Origin of the sequence: Vibrio sp. V43_P6S15P86, from assembly GCF_009904725.1 — a bacterium.
Classification (GTDB): domain Bacteria; phylum Pseudomonadota; class Gammaproteobacteria; order Enterobacterales; family Vibrionaceae; genus Vibrio; species Vibrio diabolicus.
In genome coordinates, this window is record NZ_WXWT01000232.1 from 1 (window position 1) to 4600 (window position 4600).

Annotated in this window: 5 protein-coding genes; 4 read left to right on the forward strand and 1 reads right to left on the reverse strand. The window is 43.7% G+C overall.

Features of this window, described 5'->3' with window-relative positions; translation table 11 throughout:
* Positions 1–102 precede the first annotated feature (102 nt).
* The 4 genes from CAG69_RS10125 to CAG69_RS10140 all read left to right on the forward strand — a co-directional run bounded on the left by CAG69_RS10125 (position 103) and on the right by CAG69_RS10140 (position 2913).
* Positions 103–846 carry an arginine ABC transporter substrate-binding protein gene (locus CAG69_RS10125; protein WP_005390934.1) on the forward strand — a complete coding sequence of 248 codons (744 nt, stop codon included), beginning with the start codon at positions 103–105 and terminating at the stop codon, positions 844–846.
* 1 nt (position 847) lies between these two features.
* Complete coding sequence (artQ, locus tag CAG69_RS10130) at positions 848–1537, forward strand: arginine ABC transporter permease ArtQ (protein ID WP_161444054.1); 690 nt, start codon at positions 848–850, stop codon at positions 1535–1537.
* A complete protein-coding gene (gene artM / locus CAG69_RS10135) occupies positions 1534–2202 on the forward strand; it encodes an arginine ABC transporter permease ArtM (RefSeq protein WP_161444056.1) in 669 nt (222 codons plus the stop codon). Before artQ ends, artM begins: the two co-directional genes overlap by 4 nt.
* A 138-nt stretch (positions 2203–2340) precedes the next feature.
* Positions 2341–2913: a protocatechuate 3,4-dioxygenase gene (locus tag CAG69_RS10140; protein ID WP_012842497.1), complete on the forward strand. Its 573-nt coding sequence runs from the start codon at positions 2341–2343 to the stop codon at positions 2911–2913.
* A 74-nt stretch (positions 2914–2987) separates the two neighbouring features.
* Here the strand turns inward: CAG69_RS10140 and CAG69_RS10145 are convergent.
* A partial coding sequence (locus CAG69_RS10145; protein ID WP_237668062.1) for an ABC transporter substrate-binding protein occupies positions 2988–4600 on the reverse strand: 1613 nt, incomplete at its 5' end.

A 4600-nucleotide genomic window follows, 5' to 3' on the forward strand; every position in this document is an offset into this window, starting at 1 on the left:
ACCTAAATCACTAAATTACGTTTTTAAAGTTCAGTCTATTTAACAGATAAGCTCGGCTGTCATTGCGAGTGTCAGCCCACTAAGTACACACGGAGTATTGCAATGAAAAAGATTCTACTAGCTTCACTAATCGGCCTTTCTTCTGCAACTATGGCAGCAAACGCAGCAGCACAAGAAGAGATCAAATTCGCGATGGAAGCAACTTACGCACCGTTCGAATACATGGATGAAAACAACCAAATTCAAGGTTTTGATGTGGATCTGGCGAACGCACTATGTAAAGAAATGGAAGCAAAATGTACCTTCCACAATCAATCTTTTGACAGCCTGATCCCTGCATTAAAATTCAAGCGCTACGATGCGGCTATCTCTGCAATGGATATTACTGAGGCGCGTTTGGAGCAAGTGAATTTCACGAATGCATACTATGAAAACTCAGCAGCGTTTGTTTCTATCAAAGAAAAAGTTGCTGATCAAAAAGCACTAGAAGGTAAGCGCGTTGGTGTTCAAAACGGTTCAACACACCAAAGTTACCTGATTGAGCAAATGCCGGGCGTAACAGCGGTTCCTTACTCTAGCTACCAAGACGCATTCATCGATATGAAGAACGGTCGTATTGATTCTGTATTTGGTGATACAGCAGTCGTAGCTGAATGGTTCAAGAAAGAAGACAATCTAGCATACGTGGGCGAGCACGTAACCAACCCTAAATATTTCGGTAACGGTTTCGGTATCGCAGTAAATAAAGGTAACGATGAGCTAGTGAACAAGCTGAACACGGCACTGAAAACAGTGAAAGCGAACGGCGAATACGACGTAATCTACAACAAGTACTTCGGTAAGTAATATGGCACTAACGGGTTACTCTTTATCGCTTGTTCAAGCTAGTTGGATGACTGTCCAGCTAGCCTTCACAAGCCTTTTAGTCGGTTTGATTCTGGCAGTGGTATTCGCCAGTGGTGAAATGTCTCGCCGCGTTTTCGTTAAATGGCCAATGACGGCATTTGTGACGATTGTCCGTGGCTTGCCAGAAATCCTTGTCGTGTTGTTCATCTATTTTGGTTCGACGCAGGTTCTGTTTTTAATCACCGGCGACTTTATTGAAGTTAGCCCGTTTTTGTCTGGCGTGGTGGCGTTGTCGTTAATCTTCGCTTCTTATGCTTCTCAAACTCTACGTGGCGCGTTAAAAGCCGTTGGAAGAGGGCAGAGAGAAGCAGCAAGTGCACTCGGCGTCAGTCAGGCACATGCTTTTGTTCGCATTGTTTTGCCACAAGCAGTAAGACACGCGCTACCAGGTTTAACTAACCAATGGTTGGTTCTGTTGAAAGATACCGCACTTGTATCACTGATCGGCGTAACAGATTTGTTGAAACAAGCGCAGCTAACGTCGGCAGCAACTCATGAAGCCTTTGCATGGTACGCAACTGCTGCGGCGATTTACTTAGGCATTACTTTGATTACGCAACGTGCCGTAAAACTGATTGATAAGAAGTTCTCAATTCAAGGCATGAGTATGGGACAGGAGGCTACCGCATGAACGAACAACACGCTTGGCAAATGCTGGATGGCTTAGGTACTAGCCTTCAATTAACCGCCGCTTCCTTGGTTGTCGGCTGCCTCTTAGCTTTGATGATGACGCTGACTCTGATCCTACGTACTCCGGGTTTGCATTGGGTAAGCCGTGGCATCATCACCTTGTTTACTGGTACGCCTTTGTTGGTACAGATCTTCTTGGTTTACTACGGTCCGGGTCAGTTTGATGTAGTGAGAGAAAGTGTTTTTTGGACATGGTTAAGCCAACCTTGGTTCTGTGCGATGTTAGCGTTAGCACTGAATACCGCGGCGTACAGCACTCAGCTGTTTAAAGGCGCGTTTAACGCGATTCCTTCTGGTCAATGGCAAGCGTGTCGTGCTCTAGGGATGAACAAAACCGCAACGCTAAAAGTGCTGCTGCCATACGCTATTCGTCGTGCCGTTCCGGCTTATTCGAACGAAGTGATTTTAGTCTTCAAAGGTACTTCACTAGCAAGCACGATTACGATCATGGATCTGATGGGTTACGCGCAGCGCATTAACGCACAAACTTACGATACGTTGACGGTATTTGGTATTGCAGGCGCATTTTATTTAACCGTAAATGGTTTGCTCACTCTTATCTTCCGTCAGGTAGAGAAGAAAGCACTAGCCTTTGAAGCCGTTTAATTATTAGTAGCTAATTTGTAAATGCCTCTGTTCAGCGTTGCCCTGAACAGAGGCATGTTTGTTGTAGTGTACTGCTACGCTGGAAAAATCATCAAGAATCACCAAACTTAAGTAAGGTAAACAATCACTGGTGATGATATGGAACGTCGACACTTCTTAGCTTTATGGTCGCTAATATTTGCGCCTTCGCTAAAATCCGCTAGCCCAATGAAGCCGACACCGCCTCAAACGGAAGGGCCATTTTATCCCGTGGTTCCAGTGCCACTTCGTCAAAATTTGATTTTGCAGTCGAAAGGTCTTATTGGTGAGCCCATTTTTCTTCAGGGTAAGGTAATGGATACAGCAGGAAACCCATTGTCTGAAATGAAAATAGAAATATGGCAATGTGATGGACAAGGCATCTATGATCACCCGAATCAACCTAACAATAATAAGTTTGATCCTCACTTTGCAGGCTTTGGTGCAGTTTTAACTGGCGAAGATGGGAATTACCTTTTTCAAACGTTATTTCCGGTTCCATATAGCTCTCGACCTCCCCACATCCACGTAAAATTGTGGCGTGGAGAGAAAGAGCTGTTAACGACTCAGCTTTATTTGAAAGGGCGAACTGGTAACGAGTGGTGGGGCGGAAAAGCCCGTGATTATTTGCAGTTTGAGCCTGTCAACATTGATGGTCGTGTGGTCGGTGAGTTCAATTTTGTGCTCGCTTAGTACGATTAAGCGTTATTTTGAAAACTCACATCGTAGATTACCAAAGTAATTAGCAAACAGAAGCTTCTAACAGATTAGTCTTGTCCGGCTCTGACTCTTAGTTTGTAGAAATCACTGTACCCAGATTTACGGAGTTGAACACCGCTTACACCTTTCGCTCTGGTGATTTTTTCTTGCCCCCAGAACAATGGTAAGATTGTTGTACCATCTCTGAGCTCTGAGAGTATTCCCTCCAAACGTTTTTCAGGCGTGGGATCTGAGACTGCATCGTGTACGTGATTCACATGCTGTTCAAATTCATCAGAGTGAAGAGCAAATCGAATACCTGTGCCTGTTAATAGCCACTCATAAATTCCATAGGTTAAAGGTGGCTCAATGACATCTTCGACAAAGAGCAAGTCGGCTTGTTCTTTTACAAGTTGAGGATTACTAGCGTCAGTTAGCTCCACAAATTCTACATGCAACCCAGTTTGACGGATTAAATCTACGATCCATTGGTTCGCTTTACTTAAATAATCAATCGTCCACTTTGGATGGGTTATGACTAACGTTCCCTCAAGCTGAGGAACACTCTCGTTGTGAGAGTTATCATCGAGAATGTGCATCGTTTCCAAGCCATTCGCTTTGGCAAATTCAAATCTACGACTCTCGATAAAAGAAAATAGGCGCTGCCAAGTTTGCTCGCTTAGTGAGCACTCGGCGCGACGATTACGTGCTAGAAAAGAAAATGCCTGAATCATATAACATTCGGTATCGTCAGTTTCCTGATTATAACTGATGTATTGATCCAGCTCAGTCCCTTGATGAGAGAGCGTTATTTGCTCCAATAATGCCTTTTTTGCGAAATAGTTATGATGTTTCTTCAGTACTATTTTGTTGGTATCCCAATGCCTAAGTACAAACGGGCCAGTACCTATTGTGATACTGCGACCTTTAAAGCTCTTCTGACGTCGAGTAGTGATAGACGCATTTGCGGTTGCTAAGCAGTAAATGAATAAGTTATTAGGCTGCTTTAAGTCAATACGTATAGCTTGTTTGGCATTATCGAAGCTGATACGAGTGACTTGCTGAAGTAATTTTTGGACGGGGCCATCTGTTGTAACGAGCTTATTTAAAGAGTGTACGACATCTTCTGCTTGTAATGTTAGCCCATCGTGACAGCAGATATCAGGGCGGAGCCAAATATATATACAACTGCCTTCATTTTTGTACTCACAAGCGAGGTGATTTTTTAATTGACCGTAGTGATCAACGGTAAATAGGGTGTCATACAAGCTGCGTATTACCTGCAGTTCTGAAAAGCGATAAGTCAGTGAAGGAGTTAGCTCATCTACCCAAGGATACTGGCTGACGATGAGTGTATTTGAATCTTTGTTTTCTTCTGAAACTTCTGCGAGTGCTTGGCTAAGTGCGCTTACAGCAGTGCTACGGTAATGCTCAAGTAACCTCGAGATGACGTCAAAGCTACCATTGTTGATTTCATTACGAATCGTAAAGTAGAGGGCTTGATGTATTGTTACCGTCACTTTTAGTGTGCTGGCTTTCCCACGGCCACGACCTGGCTCCCAATGGATCCAATTGTAGCTGTCAAGTATTCTCAGTATATTAGATATGTTGCGTCTAGAAGTTGAAAAAACCAGTTCTAAATCGTCGAGGTTTACCTGATACGTTTGAGAGTGTTTGTAAT